The sequence below is a fragment of the Collinsella sp. CLA-JM-H32 genome (assembly GCF_040098165.1).
Classification (GTDB): Bacteria; Actinomycetota; Coriobacteriia; order Coriobacteriales; family Coriobacteriaceae; genus Collinsella.
On the sequence record NZ_JBBNMZ010000008.1, the window covers coordinates 91000 to 108828 of the forward strand.

Below are 17829 nucleotides of genomic sequence, written 5' to 3' on the forward strand. Positions count from 1 at the left end.
GAGCGAACATGTTCGAAAGACTAACCAAGTACGCTGGCAAGCTGGCGGACAGAAACATGAATGTCGAGTTTGGGGGCGGGACGTTCGGACTCGAGGATTTCGTCGACGATTTCTATGAACTGGACGGGTTCGCGGACACCAGCTACTTCGAGACGCTTGAACGCCATAGCATCGACACCTCGGAAGGCATAGACAGCTGCGACATCGACCATGGGGACATTGACCTGATACGTGCATGCATCACGTGGTGCGTTCGTGGCGACCGCTTCTGCGACGGACTCCTTGCCGCGCAAGCCAGGAGCGGGTTTCTGGACCGTTGCCTCTCCCGGCTGAAGGAGCTCGACGAGGGCCGATCGACTGCCGCGAAGACATTTCGACCGTGACAGCTACCAACGATAAGCAATAAATCAAGGAGCGTTCCTCAGATAAAGGCCAGTTACAGCTGGTAGCAAAACTTGCAAAAAATAGCAAAAGTTGCAAAAGAAAATGTCAGCAACTATGCATGGCAATCAGTAACCCTCTTGGCAAGGGAAGTAGGCTTTCCACCAACACCGATTGCCATGCGTTCTTCTTGCCCTTAGGCCAGCTTGCGAGCGAGCTCTCGCACCTCTTCCAACTTGGGCGACGATGCCATGCTGTCGCGCTCGGTCATACCGCTAACGGTGACAATGCCCTGGTCCTCCCACTTGCAGTACGCGCAGGTTGACTTGTACATAGCGATCGCCGCATCATAGACGCCCTCGCTGTGGCTATCGAGCAAAAGGGCCGTCTTGGTGAACGGGAAGCCCGTGGCACCGAAGGCGTACAGGCGGTCGATGGCGGCCTTCTCCTGCGCAGTGATATCAAACCAGTAGATAGGCGAAGCGAAGACAACCATATCGGCGCCTTTCAGCGACTCGATCACGTCGGCCATGTCATCCTTCTGCACGCAAGTGCCCTCGTGGGCGAAGCAATACTGGCACCCCAGACAACCAGCGATCTTCTTGCTGGCAACGCGGATGACCTCGACCGTATTGCCGGCCTCGCGCGCGGTCTCGGCAAAGGCCTCGACCATAGTGTCGGTATTGGCGCCCTTGCGCGGGCTACCGCTCAATACAACGATATTCATAAGAATCTCCCTTCTTCATGCCGCAGGCGCGCGGCACACATTTCGTTGTAACCAAAACAGATGGAGCTATTCAGTCGTCTGTAGATCGCATCTCTCGTTCGCGCTCTCTAGACACAATCTCATTGCCTGATAACTCCTCGACCGTCTTGATTCTCTCTCCGAAAATTGAACAGCAAATCGTTGCTCACAAAGTATCGACTGTGGGAAAATTAGCTTGAGCTTTCTCCCTGCTCGCGTAAGCGTTCGCGTGAAAGAGCCTAGCCGCATCGGCCAGGCGCAATATAGATCCGCGAAACCGGCCTACGAACAAGGAGCGTCTTATGTATGAACAGCATGTTGCACCGCAGACCCATAACAAACGGACTGGCCTGTCTATCCGCGACGTCAAGCGTCATGCAGACGCCAGAATCGCCGCCTTCGGAGTAAGCATTCTTGTGGCAGGACTGCTTTTGCTACCCTGCGCAGCACTGGCGACAGAAATGCCCGAAACCGATGTCGCAGCACCCATTACCTGCAACGAAGCCAACGCAGAAGGCAGCCTCACAGCTACCACCGTTGTCGACCATAACTATGACCTGGAGCTCCCTCCTGCCTTCATGTTGGTCCAGAATGAGGCGTTTGTATACGATTTCCCCGACAAACCCGAGGACTTCATCTACGGGCTTAACGACACCGTCCATCTCTTCAAGATCGACACCGATACCGAAGGCCTTATAAAAACCGAGAACCCCAAAGAGGCCAGCGTCTCTATTGCCCTGACCATGATCGACAATCACGTTAGAGCAACCGCTGTCTTTACAGGCGGCTACGCCGACGACCAAATCCCTTACAGACTGAACCTCACCAGCTCAACCCGCCTCGGCACACACGTTGACCGCGACTTCGACAGCGGGCAGGGGATTACGCACGAGACGCGGCACGATTACTACATCCGCTACGTCTTCGACAGCGACGTGCACTTGATTGCAACCGATACGAGCGGTTCCAAACCCGATCCAAGTGTTAAACCGAGCCCAGAGGTCAAACCCGAACCGGAAACCAAGCCCGAGCCCACACCGCAGCCCAAGGCAGAAAAGCCCGCGGCAAATCCCGTTTCCACTAAGGCAGTAGCGGCGGTTAAACCAGCCAGGACCACCCTACCCGCTACGGGCGACAACGGCGCGATAGCAGTCGCCCTGAGTGTTGCCGGTGGCGTAGTTGCATCAGTTAGCATTTCCGCAACAAGGCGTCGCAACCGCTAGCTAAAACAAATACGCCATTCACACAGGCAAACAACCAAGCTCCAACGAAAACGGTCCAGTCATCCGACTGTGCCGCACTCCAGTAGTTCGCAGAGGATATCAAGGAGGTGACCCAGGCTTCCCTTGTCGCCCTCGAGCTGTGCGACAGGCAGATCAGGTTTGGGAAGTAGAACGGTCCTTGCGCGAGGCGTGAATCGGCAAGTCTGACGTTTATTCCCGGGGCCAAGCAGGGCCGGAGGTTTTATTGGCGGCTCTTACGGGCGGTGCGAGTTTTGGCGAGGACGTAGGCATCGGGGTCGTCTTTGAACCAGGGGCAACGGCGCACGCCGGAGACCATATGGCGGTGGGGGCAGCCGCCCATGCACATGGGCAGAATGTGGTGCACGGATGATTGGGCATCCGCAGGCTTAGTGAACAACACCACGCGCATCGAGCAGTTTGAGTCGGCATGCACATGTCGGTGACACACCGGGAAGGGAAGACCTTCTTGTGGAGCGGACGACGCCATTGCAGTCTCCTTCCGCTCTATAACTACGGAATCGACGGCAGCCGCAGGAGAATCGCTATCGTACTCGTAGCGGCTCTCCGCCCCCCCCCTAAGCAGCCTGTCCGCTACGAAACGACCGTCTTGTAATAGGCGCCGAAGTCTGCGAGCGAGTCCATGATGGGCATCATCTGGCGGCCGAGCTCGGTAAGGCCATACTCAACGCGGGGAGGATTCTCGCCATAGTCATGGCGAAAGACCAGCCCATCATCCTCCATCTGCCGCAGGCTGTCGGTAAGCACCTTCTGAGAGATCCCCTCAAGGTTGCGGCGCAACTCGTTGAAACGCCAAGGGCGTACGCGCAAGTTACGGATAATGAGCAGCTTCCACTTTCCGCCAATGAGCGCTACCGCCGTTGCGACCGGACACTCCGGAAGCTCCTCTTTCGCCATCATGGGAGGCCCAACCTCCTTGACCATACCGGTTTCACAAAAAGGTACGCAGTTACAAATATGTGCGTACTCGTATTTGCATGCGCCTTCGCGTTGAATATAGCTCACGCAGGAGATGCCTGCAAGGTAAATTAACCCCAAGAGAGGAACCATTATGGCTAATTATGCAAAGACCCACATCGGTAATGAGAGCCGTGTCGAGCTGCACGAAGTGCTCGGGCTTACCGGGGCAGAGGTGAGTGTCAACAATCTTCCCGCCGGCGCTGGCGTTCCGTTTGTCCATGCACACAAGGAAAACGAGGAGATCTATGGCGTGCTCGAAGGCGCCGGCTCGGTCACGATCGACGGTGAGGATATCGAGCTTGCAGCCGGCGACTGGCTGCGCATTTCCCCCGCCGCACACCGCCAGTTCCGCGCCGCGTCCGACTCGGGCATCACATACGTCTGCATTCAGGTCAAGCAGGGATCCCTTGATGCCTTCACGGCCGACGACGCTATCATGCTCTAATTCGCGATCGGTGTGCAAGGGGCCAATGAAACCCCGTCCGTTGGCCCCTTGCGCAAATCTGCTGACGCAAAACTACCCTACATCCCGGCCGGCTTCACGCAAAAGAGGCGGAGGCACGCTTTGTCGGTTCCGGGAATAAAAGCCAAAACAGTTACAATAAAATCACTTCGAACTCAGGACGTTGAGCTTTCGTTTTATCCCAAACCCTTGCCAGCTCTGTGGCGGATGCCGAAAGCTGCAGATCGATTATCTGCGGATAGTATTAATCCATGCCTGAATATCTTTCTCAGAGGTACGGAGCATGGATTCATCGAACTGCACATCGAGGCCCGGCTTCACGATTGCGCCTTTGCAGGCTTCCTCAAAGTCCTTCAGCGCGTGTCCCAGCCAGCCGCCATTGGTGGCAAACGGATACACGATCTTCCCGGTCAGGTCAGCCCGCTCCAGGAAACTGCGCATGGCGGGCGCAAAGGTGTACCACCAGACAGGAGAACCCAGGATGATGGCGTCGTAATCTCTCCAGCCAATGTTCAGCGGCTTCAGTTCCGGGCAATAACCCTCGGCAATCTCACGCTGCCCCTGATTGACGACTTCATCATAATCGCCATCGTAGGGAACAACCGTATCCATACGAGCAATATCCCCGCCGATTTCCCTCTGGATCATCTCGGCGATGCGCTTCGTGTTGCCTCCATAGGAGTAGTACAGAATCAAGGTTTTCATTTCACGCTTTCTCCTCATGCAAGAGGCTTTCCGCTGAACACGGGAAATGCGCTGAATTCACCATAGTTGACGATACGCTCCATGTTCTTGAGAGTTTCCATGTCTTCCTCGGAGATCGCGAAATCCACGTCCGCGTTGCTTTCCATGTGGGCGGGATCTGCCGTCTTGGGAAGCGCGACGGCTCCAAGCTGAAGGACGTAGCGGATGCAGAGCTGGGCGGCAGATACGCCGTACTTCTCTGCCATCTTAACGATCGCCGGATTCTTCAGCGCCTCGCCGTGGGCAATGGGAGAGTATGCCTCCACCTGGATGCCCTGCGCCTTGCAGAAGTCCACCAATGCCGAATCGGTGTTGGTGATGTGCAGGAGGACCTGATTGACCATGGGCATCACGCGGCAAGAGCTCAGGAGGTTCTCAAGGTCATCTTGCAGGAAGTTGGACACGCCGATTACCTTGACCTTACCCGCTGTCCGCGCATCCTCCAACGCACGCCAGACCTCCTTGTTCTCCTTGAAATAGCGCTTCTCCACACGGAACTCGCCCCACGGCTGGGGAGAGTGGATGATCATCTGGTCGAGGTAGCCGAGCCCCATCCTCTCCAGCGTCTCATCGATGGACTTCGCCGCATCCTCGTAGGTCTTCAGCTCTGCCGCAATCTTGCTGGCGACGAAAAGCTCTTCCCGGCGAACGCCGCAGGTGCGCACGCCCTCGCCGACGCCGCGTTCGTTTCCGTAGGCCTGTGCGGTGTCGATCAGGCGATAGCCCAGCTTTACCGCCTCGCGAACGGCTTCCGCCGCCTCGGCATCATCGATGAACCAGGTGCCCAGTCCCAGCTTGGGAACCTGAACTCCGTTTGCCAACGGGTAGGCTTCATTCAAGACCATCGTTCTACTCCTCGTCCCAGACATCCTTTGCCATACGGAAAACCGCCCACGCCTTGGGCCAGCCGCAGTAGAAGGCCGCATGGGTCACGACCTCCGCGATTTCTTCTTTCGTAATACCGTTCTTCTTTGCCGCCGTCAGGTGATAGCGGAAGCTCTCATCGGTAAGCCCCTGAGCCATCAGCGCAACGACGGTTACGAGGGAGCGGTCGCGGAGGCTGAGCTGCTCCTCACGGCTCCAGACCTCTCCGAAGAGCACGTCATCGTTCAGTTCCGCGAATTTCGGGGCGAATTCGCCCAGGGCATCTCTGCCTGCCGTTTGCTTGACTGCCATGTTTCGTTCCTCCCTACAGCCTTGCGTACTCTTCGTGGGATACCGGCTCGCACCACTCGTTCTCGCAATTCTCGCCGGGAACCTCCACGGCGATATGGCTGAACCAGCTGTCCTTCTTCGCTCCGTGCCAGTGCTTGACGTTGGCGGGGATCATCACGACGCAGCCCTCGTGCAGGCTGACGGCGGCCTTGCCCTCCTCCTGGTACCAGCCCTCGCCAGCCGTGCAGAGCAGGAGCTGGCCGCCTCCTTTGTCCGCGTGGTGGATATGCCAGTTGTTGCGGCATCCCGGCTCGAAGGTCACGTTGGCGGCGAACAGGCCGCCTTCCGGATCGGTCAGCGGATTCAGGAACGAATCGCCGGTGAAGTACTGGGCATAGGCGGTGTTCGCCGTTCCCGTGCCGAATGCGTTGACCTTCTCGAACTGCTCTTTTCGTTCATACCTCATAATTGAAACCTCCTGCTAAGGATTATCGATTCACGCCATAGCGCAGCCAGATCGCCCCGCCGTCCATGGCCTTCGCCTCTTTCAGCGTAAAGCCAAGGGCCTTACTCTCCGAAATGCCTTCTGCGGCTCGGAAAACCGGAGGCGTATCCAGGCTCCCGTCTGCCGCCGCCGCCAACACGATGCTGATCTCATCGCACATCCCCGCTTGCAGGAACGACCAGTTCAGCACGCCGCCACCGCCCAGCATCAGGGTCTCGATGCTGAATTTTTCTTTCAGCTTGGAAAGGGCCAGACCGTAATCCAGCTCCGTTTCTCCCGCGATGATGTACGAGATTCCCAGCTTTCTCAAAAATGCCCTGTAGGCGTTGCCGACCTGCTCTGTCAGCACCTCGACGACATGGGCGGTGGTGTCCACATAGCGCAGGGTGCTGCTTTTCCACCCCAGCTTGCCGTGGGGGTCCACGGAGACATAGAACATTCCGAAGTCCGGCTGCGCGATGAAATCACCTACCGGAACGGCCGGCGCATCTTCGTCCAGATCCGGCTTCCTGTAGAAGGTGAAGTTGTCGTCCGTTGTCACCCTGCCGGACAGCCAGCCCTGGTGATGGTAAAAGGGCTCTTTCCCGAAGGCGATGTCGTAGAACGCATCGCCCGCCGCTCTGCCCTGCGGCGTTCCCATGTAACCGCCCATGATCTTTCCGTCCAAAGCGCACATCATGTGGCAGAAAACATACGGCCTGTTCACGTTCGATTCCCCTCCTTATGATTGACAAACATTCTGTTTGGAAGCATGCTTCCTTTGAACTTCATGTGCATCCTAGAACTTGAAGTTAACTTTAAGTCAAGGGGATTCTGGAATAATTCGGAGGGGTTTTCAGATGGTCTATACGGTGGGGGAAATGGCGAAACTGCTGGGAGTTGCGGCGTCCACCTTGCGCTACTACGACAAGGAGGGGCTGCTGCCCTTCGTGGAGCGCTCCTCCGGTGGCATTCGCATGTTCCGGGAATCGGATATCGAATGGCTGCAGGTGATCGGCTGCATGAAGAAAGCCGGGATGTCCATCAAGGACATCCGGCAGTACATCGAGATGGCGCTGCAAGGAGACGACACCATCGATCTGCGCCTTGCCATGTTCCAGCGCCAACAAGAAGTTCTGAAACAGCAGATGGCGGAATTGCAGCACACCATGGAGATGGTAGATTACAAGTGCTGGTATTACGAAACTGCGAAGGAAGCGGGTACGGTCGATGCCCCGCAGAAGATGGAGCTTGCCGAAGTCCCGGAACGCTTTCGGAAGATTCGGCAGGAGCTGCGCACTGCGCCGGGGACTGCAGCAACGATATGACAAGACTGCTTAGGCAACGGCAGTCAACCGCCTTGCTCGCCTTGGGGTAGACGCCGCAACCGAGCGTGGTGACCTTGAAGGTCCTGCCGTGGTAGCTCAGCTTGCTGGGAACCGCGTAGACCCGCTTGGTCTTCGCGCTGTAGGTCGGCTCGATGAAGAGGCTCTCGATGCTGACGGTCCCCTTTGCCAGCGACAGGACCCGCGCCTCTGCCCCAACGCGAGGTGGGTCTGGATTGGCAACACTTATTTGGACGATTCCCGGAGGGACGGCCCCGCCTCCCTGAACTCGACCGGCGACATGTAGCCCAGCGTCGAGTGGATCCTGAAGTTGTTGTACCAGTGCACGTAATCCGAAAGCTTGGCTCGGAGCTCGCGCGTCCCTCCTCGGTCCTGCGGAGTGGCCGACGATCTCCCCGTTGCAGAGGTCGACGAGCAGGCAGACGTAGTTCCACGAAGCCCCGACGCGCACGCAGGCCTAGTCGCTGCATATATGGGTGCACGGCGCCCTGCCGCCGAAGCCGCGCGCGACGACGTTCGGCACGTCGGCCTCGTTGACCGCCCCGGGCTGCACCTTGAACCTCTTCTTGCCGTATGCGCCGGCCAGGCCGTTCTCCCTCATGATGCGGCAGACGCGGCGCCGGCTGACGGTAACGCCCGACCTCCCGGGCGACGCCTTGATCTTGCGCGATCCGTTCCGGCCCTTGCTGGCGGCGTGCGCCGCCGCGGCCGCCGTCGCCCCCGACATTAAGGTCCTCGAGGGCCGCGTCGTCTCCGGCGACCAGTTTGTCTCGCCCGCGGAACAGAAGGAGCGCATCCTCGCGACCTTCGGCGACCTGTGCTGCGAGATGGAGGGCTGCACCATCGCGCAGGCCGCCTATCTCAACGGCGTGCCCCTCGTCGTCGTGCGCGCCATCAGCGACAAGCCCTGCGCCGAGGGCCAGGTCGTCGACTACAACACCTTCGAGAAGAAGGCCGCCTGCGACTGCGCCCGCATCGCCGCGCGCATGGTTAAGCTTTAGGCCCTGCGCGCCGGGGCCCTTCTTTATGTTGGGACCCCGGCGCGCAGGGCCCTTTCCAAAGCGAAGTGTCGAGCCGAAGTGTTGAGCGTCGGCCCTGAATGTTCAATGGCCGTTGTTTTCTGCCCCTCAAGTGGTGGACTTTTCCTCGGGGCTGTTGATTCCCCCACGCGCCCCCTTCCGTTCTCTGTTCTCCCCTTATACTCCTTGTACGAGGAGGTAAGAAGTCATGGACAAGACCGCACAGGACAGCTTGGCAAAGAAGCCCGTCGACATGAGGGACAGGATTCTCGAGCATCTCGAAGCCCTCACCTCTGCCGTCTCGCTCGACGACCTTGCCCGTCTGTCCACCTCCGACATCGCCGAGACGCTCATCATCTCCAGGAGCCTGGCGAGCCAGTACCTCAACGACCTTGTTCGCGCCGGCCTTGTGGTTAAGGTGGCGGGCAGGCCTGTCCGTTATTTTCATCGCCGCGCGTTCCAGAAGCGTTTTCAGGTAAAGCTCTCTGCAAGCGAGTACGCCTCGCTCGCCGACCTCATCCAGGCGACGGGAATCGCCGATCACCGTGACTTCGCGCGTGCCGTGGGCTTTGACCTGAGCCTCAGCTCCGTTGTCGAGCAGTGCAAGGCTGCGGTTCAGTACCCTCCGTTTGGCCTGCCCATCCTCTTGAGCGGCGGCGTGGGTGTCGGCAAGTCTTTCCTTTCTCGTCTTGTGTACGAGTACGGCAAGAACCAGGGCTTGCTGTCCCGCGACTCCTCCTATGTGCGCATCGACTGCGCCGGGGTCCCGGACGCCGCCTCGTTCAACGGGCTTCTTGACGAGTCGATCGCGAAATCGCGCGGGGGTGTGGTTTTTGTCAACGGCATCGAGGCACTCTCTCCCTCTGCGATGGAGCACTGCCTTGCGACGGCCCTCGGGCTCGATGCCTCCCAGGATGCGCCGCGCGCTCGCCTCGTTCTTTCGACGACGCTTTCCGCCGATGACCTGAAGGTTTCCTCGGCCTACAGCAAAATGCCCATCTGTGCCCGCGTCCCCTCACTCAAGGAGCGGACCCCCGAGGAGCGCGAGGATCTCATCTTGAGCTTCCTGCGCAGCGAGGGGTGCCGAATCGGTTCTGATGTGAAGATCAGCCGCGGCGCATACCGTTGCCTCGTGAACGCGGACTTTTCCGATAACATCGCCGGCTTGCGCGCCTGCGTGACGAACTGCTGCGCCAAAGCGTTCCTCAATCGCGAGGGCGACTACGTCGTCGTTCGCCCGTATCTTCTTCCCAGCGGGCTCCTCTCCTCCGCGCAGATCGATCAACAGCCCGACGATGGCGTTCTGATCGACGCGTCCCTGGATGCCGCCGAGAGCACAGGGCCGGTCGAGCAGGCGCTCGATGCCCTGTGCGCTCTCGATGAGCGATTCTGCGCCGGGGAGCTCTCTGTCTCCGAGCTCGTCTCGCAAGCTGTCTCCGCTGTGCGCGGCGTTGAGGATCACTTGATCTTCGGCCGCGGCGTTACCTCCTCGAGGTCGCGCGCCTTCGAGCGCATCGTGGGCGCGGTCCTTGCCGACGCAGGCTCTTCTTATGGCATCGAGCTTTCGAGGAAGGTCGCTTTTCTGCTGGCCCAGGAGATTTGCCTGCAGTTGTGGCCGGGCATCGGCCTGGCTAAGCGAAAGTCTGCCTGTGCGGAGCAAATCTCCCATCTCCTCGGTGCCGTGACCTCCGAATTACCGTTTGCCTCGAGCGTCTCCGATCAGGTCGCCGCAGACGTGGAAGGGGCGCTGGGAATCTCGCTCGATCACTTCACGAAGACGCTTCTGACGCTGTGCGTCGCATCGGAGTCTCGCGACGCGAAGGCCCTTCGGACGCTCTGCGTCATCTTGTCCCATGGCTACTCAACGGCGACGAGCATCGCCGACGCGGCGAACCGTATGCTCGGCATGCATGTGTACGAGGCGGTCGACATGCCCTACGACCAGCAGCTGAAGGACATCGTCGGTCCGCTCCAGCGCCTCGTCGACCGCCATTCCTACTGCACCGGGGTCGTGTTCCTCGTCGACATGGGCTCCTTGGAGGAGGCCTATAAGGCCCTCGAGAACGTTACCGACTCCACTATCGGCGTGGTGAACAACGTCTCTACCGGTCTTGCGCTCGAGATCGGGGTCGGACTGCTCGGCGGCAAGTCCATCGCCGAGGTTCTTGGCGATGCGACCGCCGCGTGCGTGACGCACTGCAAGGTGATCGAGCGCATCAACCGTGAGGACGCCATCGTCTTCTGCTCCGAGTCCGGGGTCGACGCCGCGGAGAGGATACGCCAGCTCGTCTCGCAGAGCCTCCCGCGCACCATAGGCGCGCGCCTGCTCACGAGGCCCTTCAAGCAGCTTGTCGCGAACGGGTCGAACGACGCCGTTTTCTCCGAGCACCGCGTCTGCGCCGTCATCGGCACGGGAGACCCCGGGGTCGCCTCCGTCCCCTTCGTCGCCCTCGAGGACATCATGTCGACGGCGTCCGCCTCTAAGGTCGATGCCGTGTTCGGCAGGTGGCTTGACGCTTCCGAGCTCTCTTCTTTCCACGAGAAGCTGCTCTCGAACATGACGCTGCAGAACGTCATCCGCTCCATCACCATCCTCGACCCGGAGCGGCTATTCCACGAGATCGAGAGCGCCGTGCACGAGCTTCAGCGCAGGACAGGCGAGAAGATCGGCAGCAACGCCATCATTGGGCTCTACGTCCACCTCTGCTGTCTCGTCGAGCGCCTTGTTACCAGAAACCCCATTGAGACCTACGTTGGCCAGGACCGCTTCGAGGAGGAGCGTGCCGATTTCATCGAGTCCTTCAGGCAGAGCTTCTCGAGTATCTCGACGCGCTATCGCGTAGAGGTTCCCGTAAGCGAGATCGCATATGTCTTCGACTACATAAGCGTGAGCGCCGCCCCGGCGCGAGAAGAGCGCCTCGGCTCCTCGGACCTCCTGCTCGACGAGTGACCTTCCCCGCGCCGCCGCAAGCTGACCGCGCGTCCTCAATAATCAGATAACCCCTTGCCCGGCGCGAATCCGGATAGCGCCGAGGCAGTACCGAACGTAAAACTTCATTTGATAGGAGCAAACATGAGTGTTGTTATGGCACGAATCGACAATCGCCTGCTTCACGGCATCATCGTGACGCAGTGGGCCCCGGTGTCGGGCGCGACCCGAGTCATGGTCATCGACGACAAGGTCGCCGGCGACGAGGTCCTGAAGTCCACTATGAGGATGGCGCGCCCCGCGGGCATGGCCGTCTCGATCATCTCCGAGCAGACCGCGCTCAAGAACTTCGCGGCGGGCAAGTACGACCGCGAGAAGGTCTTTGTCATCGCTAAGGAGCCCGAGACGATCCTTCACCTGGTCGAGTCGGGCATCGAGCTCCCGTCGCTGATCGTCGGCGGCTCTCTTGTCAAGGAGGGCGGCGTCCAGCTCACCCAGCGCGCCTATGCCTCCGCCGAGAACGTCCAGAGCTACAAGGCGCTCATCGCCCGCGGCGTCAAGGTGACGGCACAGTTCGTGCCCGCCGACAAGCCCGTCTCCGTCGCCGACCTCATCTAAGGAGGGATCATGGTCAACTTCACTATCCTGCAGGTCGTCCTTTTGACCCTGCTGGCCTTCATCAAGCACGTGGACTACTACGGCATCCCGATGATCTTCGTCAACTATGCCGTCTTCTGGGGCCTTATCACCGGCGTCGTCATGGGCGACTGGCAGACCGGCCTCGTCATCGGCGGCACCATCCAGCTCATGCAGCTCGGCGTCGCGGGCTTCGGCGGCTCGTCGATTCCCGACTACGGCACGATGGCCATCATCGCCACCGCCTACGGCGTGACCCTGGGCTCCGACACGGGCCTCGCCATCGGCCTGCCGGTCGGCATGCTCGGCATCCAGCTCGACGTCATCGTCAAGATCCTCAACGGCTTCGTCGTCGAGAAGTCCCAGAAGTTCTGCGACGAGGGCAAGTTCAAGCAGATGAACGCCATCCTGTGGGTCTGCCCCGTGCTCTTCGGCCTGTGCGCCGCCCTGCCCGTCTTTGTCTCCGTGACCCTCGGCCAGCCCGCCGTCAACTGGCTCCTCGAGGTCATGCCCCAGTGGTTCCTCTCCGGCCTCACCCTCGCCGGCAAGATGCTCCCGGCCGTCGGCATCGCGATGCTGCTGCGTTACATGCCCACCGGCAAGTACTTCCAGTACCTGCTCGCCGGCTTCTTCCTCTCGGCCTTCCTGAACGTGCCCATCATCGGCGCCGCCATCGTCGGCGTTGCCCTCGCGATCGCGTTCTACCAGCGTGCCGAGAGGGACACCGAGCTCGCCGCCCACGCTTCCGCAGACGCCTTCATCGGAGAGGATGAGTAACCATGGAAAACGAGAACATCACCGCCGTCGCCGAGGGCAAGCCCTCCGGCTACAAGGTCACCAAGAAGGACCTGCGCAACGCGAACTGGCGCTGGCTCATGAGCGTGTGCACCTTCAACTACCAGACCCAGCAGGGCGCCTCAGTCGCCTACGCCCTCTCGCCGGTCCTGAGGAAGATCTACACGAACGACGAGGACTATAAGCAAGCGCTCAACAACCACTTCCGCTACTACAACACCCAGCCTTGGCTCGCCGCCATCATCCTTGGCGCCTGCGTGGCCATGGAGGAACGCGACGGCCTAGCGGCGGCGGACGCCGTCCAAGACCTGAAGATCGGCACCATGGGACCGCTCGCCGGCGTCGGCGACTCCCTGCTCATGACCATGATCCCGACCATCATGGGCTCCATCGCCGCCTACATGGCCATCGAGGGCAACCCCGTGGGAGCCGGCATCTGGTTCGCGCTCATCCTGGCCATCTTCTGGGTCCGCATGCACGCCCTCGAGTTCGGCTACAAGCAGGGCGTGAAGCTCGTCACCGACTTCAGCGAGAAGCTTCCCAACCTCACTGCCGCCGCCTCCGTGCTCGGCCTCACCGTGGTCGGCTGCCTCATCGCCTCGGTCATCGGCGTCACCTGCCCGATTAGCTTCAGCTTCGGCGACGTCTCGATGGAGATTCAGCCGCTGCTCGACAAGATCCTGCCTGCCATGATCCCCGCTGCCATCACGGGAAGCGCGTATTACCTTCTTACCAAGAAGAACGCGAGCATGACGGCCCTCATCCTCGTGGTGATCGTCCTCGCGATGGTCGCCTCCGCCGCCGGCATCCTTGCCTAGCTTCGACCCAAGAGATTGGTGAATCAATGAGAAAGATAGTTGTGGCGAGCCATTCCCTTCTCGCCCAGGGCTTCAAGGACACCCTCGAGTTCCTTACGGGTAAGAGCGACGCCGTCAACGCCGTGTGCGCCTACGTGAGCGACAACGGCGAGGGGCTCGACGCGGCGGTCGAGGCGGCGCTTTCGGGCACTGACGAGGTCGTCGTCCTTACCGACGCGCTCGGCGGCAGCGTGAACCAGCGCTTCTCCCGCTTCGCCTCCGACCGGATCCACGTGATCGCGGGTGTCAACCTCCCGCTCGCCATGACGGTCGCGCTCGCGCGCCCCGACGAGAAACTCGACTTCGACGCCCTCGTCGACGAGGCGCGCCAGCAGATCGTCTACGTGAACGGTGCCAGTTCCGCCGAGTGCGAAGACGACGAATAGAGGAGGTCGACGATGAGAGAGTTCCTTAAAGACGTGTGGATGCACGGCGGTGAGGAAAGCCGCGCCATCACCCCCGAGAACATCACGGGCGAGAAGGGCCGCGCCGCCATGTCGGCCAGCCACCTCGGCGTCGGCCGCAAGGGCTCGTGCTGCGTGCCCCTTGAGTCCGGCGAGACCATCACGCTCGCGGACATCGAGGGCCCCGGCATCATCCGCCACATCTGGATGACCATCCCCGACAAGACCGCCGCCGGCAGCTTCGTCATGCGCGACCTCGTGCTGCGCTTCTACTGGGACGACGAGGAGACCCCCTCGGTCGAGTGCCCTGTCGGCGACTTCTTCTGCAACGGCTTCGGTGAGCGCGCCATCGTCAACTCGATGCCCATCTGCGTGAACCCGACGGGCGGCATGAACTGCTACTTCGAGATGCCCTTCAGGAAGCACGCCAAGGTCACGCTTACGAGCGAGCACCCCGGGTTCATTAAGTACATCTTCTACACGTTCAACTACGCGCTCACCGACGTGCCGGACGACGCCATGTACTTCCACGCCCGCTTTAACCGCGAGCGCAGCACCCACAGGGGCGTCGACTACACCGTGCTCGACGGCGTGCGCGGCAAGGGCTACTACGTCGGCACCTACATGGCCCTGTGCGCCCTGGAGCGCTATTGGTGGGGCGAGGGCGAGATGAAGTTCTTCCTCGACGGCGACGAGGAGTTCCCCACGGTCACCTCGACGGGAGCCGAGGACTACTTCGGCGGTGCCTGGGCCTTCCTCGACAGGCCGCCCCACGCGCTGCCCGAGGCGCAGTGCTTCAACACGCTGTTCGCCGGCTACCCGTACCGCTCGACGCGCGACGCCACGCGCGACCGCTTCAGCGCGGGCAAGCCGAACCCGAACCCGATGCTCGCGACCAACGACGACGCGCTGCCCAGGCACGGCCTCTACAGGTGGCACCTTCCCGACCCGATCTCGTTCAAGGAGGACCTGCGCGTGACGTTCCAGGACCTCGGCAACGACGACATCAAGCTCTACGAGCGCGAGGACGACATCTCCACCGTCGCCTACTGGTACCAAAGCGAGCCGCACGCCGTGCTCGCCCCGTTTGCCGCAAGGCAGGACCGCGTGCCCAGGTAGGGTCGCCTCGAAACAAGCCAACGTTATGGGCGCCCGCGGTTGACCATGACTGCGGGCGTCCCTTTGTAAGGAGGATCACATGAGCGAAAAGCAAATGGGGCTCGGCGCCCTCGAGGCCGGCGGGACCAAGATGGTCTGTGCCGTGGTGTCCGGCGACGGCGAGGTCCTCGACCGTATGGAGATCCCGACGCTTACGCCCGCCGAGACCGTCCCGCAGATGATCGAGTGGTTCACCGCCCGCGATGTGGACGCGTTGGGCATCGGCGCCTTCGGCCCGACCTGCGTCGACCCCAACGACGAGCGCTACGGCTCCATCCTCCAGACGCCCAAGCTCGCGTGGCGAGGCCATGGTCTTCGCGCCGCGTTCGCCGACGCCCTCGGGATTCCGGTGGCCTACGACACGGACGTGAACGTTGCCTGCCTCGGCGAAGTGGTCTTCGGCTGCTGCAAGGGGCTCGAGGACGCCGTCTACGTGACCATCGGCACCGGCGTGGGCGCGGGCGTCATGTGCGCGGGCAGGCTCCTTCACGGCATGCTGCACCCCGAGGCCGGCCACATGCTGGTAAGGACCCGTCCCACCGAGGAGGGACGCTGCGTCTGCCCGAGCCACGCGAGCTGTCTCGAGGGCCTCGCCTCCGGCCCCGCCATTGCCGCGCGCTGGGGAAAGCCCGCGGCCGAGCTCGCGGGCAACGATGAGGTGTGGGCGCTCGAGGGGGATTATCTGGGGCAGATGTGCGCGAACCTCGTGCTCATGTACTCGCCTCGCCGCATCGTCCTCGGCGGCGGCGTGATGCACCAGGAGCAGCTCTACGGCATCGTCCGCAAGAAGACCCTCGAATATCTGGGTGGCTACATCCAGACCGCCGAGCTTAAGGACATGGAGAGCTACATCTGCGCCCCGGCCTGCGGCGGCGACCAGGGAATCCTCGGCGCGGCCGAGCTGGCAAGAAGGGCGCTCGCGTAACCTGCGCTCTCTCCGCCATACAACGCGTTAAGAAAAGACGAGCGCTTCTTGCCAATTGGGCGGCAAGAAGCGCTCGTCTTTTGCATTTGTTTTTGGGACAGGACGCCCCGCCTCCGCTAGAGTCCCTGGACCGCCACGCCCACGAGGTTTGGGCCGGTGTGGACAAAGAGCGCGGGGCTGATGTCGGAGCGGACAACCTCCACCGCGTCGCCCGCATCGTCTTCGGCGCAGAACCGTCCAATGAGGAGATCCTGCGATTCGTTGTCAACAAATGGGCGAAACTCTCGTTCTTCGGCCACGATCCGACCGAGGCGAGCAAGCCCGCGAAGAACCCCAAGCGGCGCGCTCGCGAGGCAGCGAAAGCCCTTAAACGGCCCGCGGTGAGCACCAAGGCACAACAGGCGCTCGCGGCACAGCGGGAAGCGATGAAGCGGGAGTCGGCTCAAGCAAGAAGTCAGCGTCGCGCGGATGAGGCGGAGACGCGCTTCGAGCAGCGAAAGTTGAAGCACAAGCAGAAACATCGCGGGCATTGATCGCTATTTGCAGCAAGGCAAACCATATACAGCAGCGGCGCCAGTTCCACTTGAAGCCGACGCCGCGTAGACGCTGATGGTGACGGCCATGCACGGGCACGGGCGCGCCACCGCACTTCACAGCTTGTTTCTCAAGTATTTGAGACGCACACGCGGCGTTCAAAAATGCGGAGCGACTCCGCATGGCTCGAGACTGAGCCGAGGTGCCCTACTTCTCGCCCTCCAGCAGCCCCACGATGCGGTCGATGTCGACGGCGAAGCGGGGCCTTCCCTCGCGCTCGTAGCGGTCGAGGTTTGCCTGGCACTCGGAGACAATGCGCTTGGTGTTGCCGTCGATGATGCGCTGGAGCGTCTCGTAGTAGGCCGAGCCCTCGGTCCTGAAGCGGCGCTGGTAGGCCTTGGTTATGGGGAACATCTTGATGTAGTGGATGCCGTGGCGGCAGCCGGGGCGCGTCGTGGGGCGGGGTGGCAACGCAAAGTACTGGTCTTTGGGCACGTTGGGGGCGATGTTGGAACGCAGCGGCACGGCGAAGTCCCTGCGCTTCCCGCGGAAACGCAGCCTCACCACCACGATGCAGGGGCGATCGCGCTTAAGCATGAGCTCGCGGTCGCCATCGGCGAGGTCGAAGAAGTCCTGGGAGATGGATACGATCTTCATCGGCTACGCCCCCTTCATACGAAGCGGGGCCCGCATCGCTGCAGGCCCCTACAGGTGGGCGATATTCTACGCCTTGCGGCACCCCGTCGCCCACGGAGGTTAAACGTACACGTAAGCCGTACTCTGAAAGCCGCGGCTTCCGGCAAGTAGTTTATACCACGAAAGGTCGCTTTCAATGCGCCTAGCTCGCAAAATAACACTCGCTGGGCCGTCACCCCTGATCTTCTCGACCGTCTCCTCCGGGCACTTATTGCGTGCCACGGGCACCTCCGTCCTTATTATCACGATAGAAATACCATGAGCGGCGTACGGTTCGAGAAGGGCTGGCGCCAAAAGAGCCCAACGGCCGTTACAGCTTCGTTAGAAACGAGCCCC

At 61.1% G+C, this 17829-nt stretch carries 24 protein-coding genes; 13 read left to right on the plus strand and 11 right to left on the minus strand.

Annotation, left to right across the window (positions count from 1 at the left end; all coding sequences use genetic code 11):
* Positions 1 to 8 precede the first annotated feature (8 nt).
* Complete coding sequence (locus tag AAA021_RS06395) at positions 9 to 383, plus strand: DUF6508 domain-containing protein (RefSeq protein ID WP_055309967.1); 375 nt, start codon at positions 9 to 11, stop codon at positions 381 to 383.
* A gap of 194 nt (positions 384 to 577) precedes the next feature.
* Here AAA021_RS06395 and AAA021_RS06400 read toward each other — a convergent pair whose 3' ends face one another.
* Positions 578 to 1108, minus strand: coding sequence for a flavodoxin family protein (locus AAA021_RS06400; protein WP_055309966.1), 531 nt, complete (start codon positions 1106 to 1108; stop codon positions 578 to 580).
* A gap of 320 nt (positions 1109 to 1428) precedes the next feature.
* Between AAA021_RS06400 and AAA021_RS06405 the strand changes: the two genes are divergently transcribed.
* Positions 1429 to 2349, plus strand: coding sequence for a hypothetical protein (locus AAA021_RS06405; RefSeq protein WP_006234606.1), 921 nt, complete (start codon positions 1429 to 1431; stop codon positions 2347 to 2349).
* A 241-nt stretch (positions 2350 to 2590) separates the two neighbouring features.
* Here AAA021_RS06405 and AAA021_RS06410 read toward each other — a convergent pair whose 3' ends face one another.
* A complete protein-coding gene (locus AAA021_RS06410) occupies positions 2591 to 2857 on the minus strand; it encodes a hypothetical protein (RefSeq protein WP_349088492.1) in 267 nt (88 codons plus the stop codon).
* A gap of 104 nt (positions 2858 to 2961) precedes the next feature.
* A complete protein-coding gene (locus tag AAA021_RS06415; RefSeq protein WP_055286984.1) occupies positions 2962 to 3288 on the minus strand; it encodes a helix-turn-helix domain-containing protein in 327 nt (108 codons plus the stop codon).
* Between the two features lie 151 nt (positions 3289 to 3439).
* Between AAA021_RS06415 and AAA021_RS06420 the strand changes: the two genes are divergently transcribed.
* Complete coding sequence (locus AAA021_RS06420) at positions 3440 to 3793, plus strand: cupin domain-containing protein (RefSeq protein ID WP_349088493.1); 354 nt, start codon at positions 3440 to 3442, stop codon at positions 3791 to 3793.
* A 246-nt stretch (positions 3794 to 4039) separates the two neighbouring features.
* Here AAA021_RS06420 and AAA021_RS06425 read toward each other — a convergent pair whose 3' ends face one another.
* Genes AAA021_RS06425 through AAA021_RS06445 form a run of 5 tightly spaced genes read right to left on the minus strand, consistent with a single transcriptional unit; the run spans position 4040 to position 6921 of the window.
* A complete protein-coding gene (locus AAA021_RS06425) occupies positions 4040 to 4516 on the minus strand; it encodes a flavodoxin (RefSeq protein WP_226812589.1) in 477 nt (158 codons plus the stop codon).
* 14 nt (positions 4517 to 4530) lie between these two features.
* Positions 4531 to 5400, minus strand: a complete 870-nt coding sequence (locus AAA021_RS06430) for an aldo/keto reductase (protein ID WP_349088495.1) — start codon at positions 5398 to 5400, stop codon at positions 4531 to 4533.
* Between the two features lie 4 nt (positions 5401 to 5404).
* Positions 5405 to 5731, minus strand: a complete 327-nt coding sequence (locus tag AAA021_RS06435) for a carboxymuconolactone decarboxylase family protein (RefSeq protein WP_349088496.1) — start codon at positions 5729 to 5731, stop codon at positions 5405 to 5407.
* Positions 5732 to 5744: 13 nt separating this feature from the next.
* Positions 5745 to 6176: a cupin domain-containing protein gene (locus AAA021_RS06440; RefSeq protein WP_309320926.1), complete on the minus strand. Its 432-nt coding sequence runs from the start codon at positions 6174 to 6176 to the stop codon at positions 5745 to 5747.
* Positions 6177 to 6198: 22 nt separating this feature from the next.
* On the minus strand, positions 6199 to 6921 hold the full coding sequence (locus AAA021_RS06445; protein ID WP_349088499.1) for a RibD family protein: 723 nt from the start codon (positions 6919 to 6921) through the stop codon (positions 6199 to 6201).
* A 133-nt stretch (positions 6922 to 7054) separates the two neighbouring features.
* Here AAA021_RS06445 and AAA021_RS06450 point away from each other — a divergent pair, with 133 nt between their 5' ends.
* Positions 7055 to 7522 (plus strand): MerR family transcriptional regulator, encoded by a 468-nt coding sequence (locus tag AAA021_RS06450; protein ID WP_349088501.1) that lies wholly within the window; start codon positions 7055 to 7057, stop codon positions 7520 to 7522.
* Between the two features lie 243 nt (positions 7523 to 7765).
* Here the strand turns inward: AAA021_RS06450 and AAA021_RS06455 are convergent, their stop codons facing one another.
* Both AAA021_RS06455 and AAA021_RS06460 read right to left on the minus strand, forming a co-directional pair.
* Entirely contained in the window at positions 7766 to 7867 is a 102-nt protein-coding gene (locus AAA021_RS06455) for an IS3 family transposase (RefSeq protein WP_349088502.1), read from the minus strand.
* Positions 7868 to 7997: 130 nt separating this feature from the next.
* Positions 7998 to 8201: a hypothetical protein gene (locus tag AAA021_RS06460; protein WP_349088538.1), complete on the minus strand. Its 204-nt coding sequence runs from the start codon at positions 8199 to 8201 to the stop codon at positions 7998 to 8000.
* On the opposite strand from AAA021_RS06460, the gene AAA021_RS06465 reads away from it, so the two are divergent.
* The 9 genes from AAA021_RS06465 (at position 8140) to AAA021_RS06505 (ending at position 16796) form a co-directional block, all read left to right on the plus strand.
* On the plus strand, positions 8140 to 8541 hold the full coding sequence (locus AAA021_RS06465; RefSeq protein ID WP_349088503.1) for a 5'-methylthioadenosine/S-adenosylhomocysteine nucleosidase: 402 nt from the start codon (positions 8140 to 8142) through the stop codon (positions 8539 to 8541). The genes AAA021_RS06460 and AAA021_RS06465 overlap by 62 nt on opposite strands.
* A 226-nt stretch (positions 8542 to 8767) precedes the next feature.
* The gene (locus tag AAA021_RS06470) at positions 8768 to 11509 is read left to right on the plus strand and encodes a PRD domain-containing protein (protein WP_349088505.1); all 2742 of its coding nucleotides are present in this window, start codon (positions 8768 to 8770) and stop codon (positions 11507 to 11509) included.
* Positions 11510 to 11632: 123 nt separating this feature from the next.
* Positions 11633 to 12106 (plus strand): PTS sugar transporter subunit IIB, encoded by a 474-nt coding sequence (locus AAA021_RS06475; RefSeq protein ID WP_055287016.1) that lies wholly within the window; start codon positions 11633 to 11635, stop codon positions 12104 to 12106.
* Positions 12107 to 12115: 9 nt separating this feature from the next.
* A complete protein-coding gene (locus tag AAA021_RS06480) occupies positions 12116 to 12901 on the plus strand; it encodes a PTS sugar transporter subunit IIC (RefSeq protein ID WP_117680462.1) in 786 nt (261 codons plus the stop codon).
* Positions 12902 to 12903: 2 nt separating this feature from the next.
* On the plus strand, positions 12904 to 13737 hold the full coding sequence (locus AAA021_RS06485) for a PTS system mannose/fructose/sorbose family transporter subunit IID (protein ID WP_117680463.1): 834 nt from the start codon (positions 12904 to 12906) through the stop codon (positions 13735 to 13737).
* Positions 13738 to 13763: 26 nt separating this feature from the next.
* Positions 13764 to 14162, plus strand: a complete 399-nt coding sequence (locus AAA021_RS06490; RefSeq protein ID WP_349088508.1) for a PTS sorbitol transporter subunit IIB — start codon at positions 13764 to 13766, stop codon at positions 14160 to 14162.
* Positions 14163 to 14174: 12 nt separating this feature from the next.
* Positions 14175 to 15299 carry a glycoside hydrolase family 172 protein gene (locus AAA021_RS06495; RefSeq protein WP_349088509.1) on the plus strand — a complete coding sequence of 375 codons (1125 nt, stop codon included), beginning with the start codon at positions 14175 to 14177 and terminating at the stop codon, positions 15297 to 15299.
* 79 nt (positions 15300 to 15378) lie between these two features.
* A complete protein-coding gene (locus AAA021_RS06500; RefSeq protein ID WP_349088510.1) occupies positions 15379 to 16263 on the plus strand; it encodes an ROK family protein in 885 nt (294 codons plus the stop codon).
* Between the two features lie 158 nt (positions 16264 to 16421).
* Entirely contained in the window at positions 16422 to 16796 is a 375-nt protein-coding gene (locus AAA021_RS06505) for a YjdF family protein (protein ID WP_349088512.1), read from the plus strand.
* A gap of 208 nt (positions 16797 to 17004) precedes the next feature.
* On the opposite strand, the gene AAA021_RS06510 is transcribed toward AAA021_RS06505, so the two are convergent.
* Complete coding sequence (locus AAA021_RS06510; protein ID WP_349088514.1) at positions 17005 to 17454, minus strand: hypothetical protein; 450 nt, start codon at positions 17452 to 17454, stop codon at positions 17005 to 17007.
* Positions 17455 to 17829 lie beyond the last annotated feature (375 nt).

Bases quoted from the DNA above. Each gene is read 5' to 3' on its own strand.
- AAA021_RS06485 (WP_117680463.1), top strand. From the start codon at position 12,904: ATGGAAAACGAGAACATCACCGCCGTCGCCGAGGGCAAGCCCTCCGGC.
- AAA021_RS06420 (WP_349088493.1), top strand. From the start codon at position 3,440: ATGGCTAATTATGCAAAGACCCACATCGGTAATGAGAGCCGTGTCGAG.
- AAA021_RS06435 (WP_349088496.1), bottom strand. From the start codon at position 5,731: ATGGCAGTCAAGCAAACGGCAGGCAGAGATGCCCTGGGCGAATTCGCC.
- AAA021_RS06475 (WP_055287016.1), top strand. From the start codon at position 11,633: ATGAGTGTTGTTATGGCACGAATCGACAATCGCCTGCTTCACGGCATC.
- AAA021_RS06405 (WP_006234606.1), top strand. From the start codon at position 1,429: ATGTATGAACAGCATGTTGCACCGCAGACCCATAACAAACGGACTGGC.
- AAA021_RS06410 (WP_349088492.1), bottom strand. From the start codon at position 2,857: ATGGCGTCGTCCGCTCCACAAGAAGGTCTTCCCTTCCCGGTGTGTCAC.
- AAA021_RS06395 (WP_055309967.1), top strand. From the start codon at position 9: ATGTTCGAAAGACTAACCAAGTACGCTGGCAAGCTGGCGGACAGAAAC.
- AAA021_RS06430 (WP_349088495.1), bottom strand. From the start codon at position 5,400: ATGGTCTTGAATGAAGCCTACCCGTTGGCAAACGGAGTTCAGGTTCCC.
- AAA021_RS06400 (WP_055309966.1), bottom strand. From the start codon at position 1,108: ATGAATATCGTTGTATTGAGCGGTAGCCCGCGCAAGGGCGCCAATACC.
- AAA021_RS06425 (WP_226812589.1), bottom strand. From the start codon at position 4,516: ATGAAAACCTTGATTCTGTACTACTCCTATGGAGGCAACACGAAGCGC.
- AAA021_RS06440 (WP_309320926.1), bottom strand. From the start codon at position 6,176: ATGAGGTATGAACGAAAAGAGCAGTTCGAGAAGGTCAACGCATTCGGC.
- AAA021_RS06500 (WP_349088510.1), top strand. From the start codon at position 15,379: ATGAGCGAAAAGCAAATGGGGCTCGGCGCCCTCGAGGCCGGCGGGACC.
- AAA021_RS06490 (WP_349088508.1), top strand. From the start codon at position 13,764: ATGAGAAAGATAGTTGTGGCGAGCCATTCCCTTCTCGCCCAGGGCTTC.
- AAA021_RS06450 (WP_349088501.1), top strand. From the start codon at position 7,055: ATGGTCTATACGGTGGGGGAAATGGCGAAACTGCTGGGAGTTGCGGCG.
- AAA021_RS06415 (WP_055286984.1), bottom strand. From the start codon at position 3,288: ATGATGGCGAAAGAGGAGCTTCCGGAGTGTCCGGTCGCAACGGCGGTA.
- AAA021_RS06510 (WP_349088514.1), bottom strand. From the start codon at position 17,454: ATGAAGATCGTATCCATCTCCCAGGACTTCTTCGACCTCGCCGATGGC.
- AAA021_RS06480 (WP_117680462.1), top strand. From the start codon at position 12,116: ATGGTCAACTTCACTATCCTGCAGGTCGTCCTTTTGACCCTGCTGGCC.
- AAA021_RS06470 (WP_349088505.1), top strand. From the start codon at position 8,768: ATGGACAAGACCGCACAGGACAGCTTGGCAAAGAAGCCCGTCGACATG.
- AAA021_RS06495 (WP_349088509.1), top strand. From the start codon at position 14,175: ATGAGAGAGTTCCTTAAAGACGTGTGGATGCACGGCGGTGAGGAAAGC.
- AAA021_RS06465 (WP_349088503.1), top strand. From the start codon at position 8,140: ATGATGCGGCAGACGCGGCGCCGGCTGACGGTAACGCCCGACCTCCCG.